The sequence below is a fragment of the Oleiphilus sp. HI0086 genome, from assembly GCF_001635225.1.
The window spans coordinates 1-684 of sequence record NZ_LWFZ01000079.1; the positions used below are offsets into that span (position 1 = coordinate 1).

At 40.8% G+C, this 684-nt stretch carries 1 protein-coding gene; it reads left to right on the plus strand.

The features are described from left to right. Positions 1–609: phospholipid-binding protein MlaC (locus tag A3756_RS01210; protein ID WP_068552719.1), on the plus strand; the 609-nt coding region annotated here is incomplete at its 5' end. Positions 610–684: the final 75 nt, after the last annotated feature.

Consider the following 684-nt stretch of genomic DNA (forward strand, 5'->3'; position numbering starts at 1 on the left):
GAAGAAATCAGGCTGACTGTTGAGAAAAATGTTACTGAAGTGTTGGAATTATTTAAGGTAGAAAGGGAATACTACGAAACTGATCCAGAGCGCTTTTTAGCGAGTATGGATGGTGCACTAAATAAAATAGTGGACTTTCGTCGTATCGCTGCACGTGTCATGGGAAAGTATGGCCGCAGGGCTTCTAAGGAACAAAAAAATCGATTTGTTTCGGTTTTTAAAGATAGTTTGTATACGACCTATACCAAAACATTGGTGGAAAGTGGTGTCTTTGATATCAAAGTAACAAAAGCCAAGCTTAATAGCCGTAGTGATAAGAAAGCTGTGGTTGATATGCAAGTGATAACAGATAATGGCACTGTGCTGCCGGTTGCTTATTCGATGTATTTAAATAAAGAAAATCAGTGGCTGATGGAAAACGTAATTGTTTTCGGTGTCAACGTTGGTTTGGCCTTCAGGGATCGTTTTGCTCTTCAATATAGGAAAAGCAAAGGCGACCTCGACTTAGTTATTGATGGGTGGAGTGTCGACCTAGATATTAAGAAACCTGACGGTACTGATATTATCATTACTAAGCCAGAAACGGCTTCTGTAGCCGAGGGTGCCTAAGGTGATATCTATTTCACGCAAGGAAGGTAGTCAGGGCGATATGCTTGAAGCATCACTTGCTGGTTCGTTATCAGA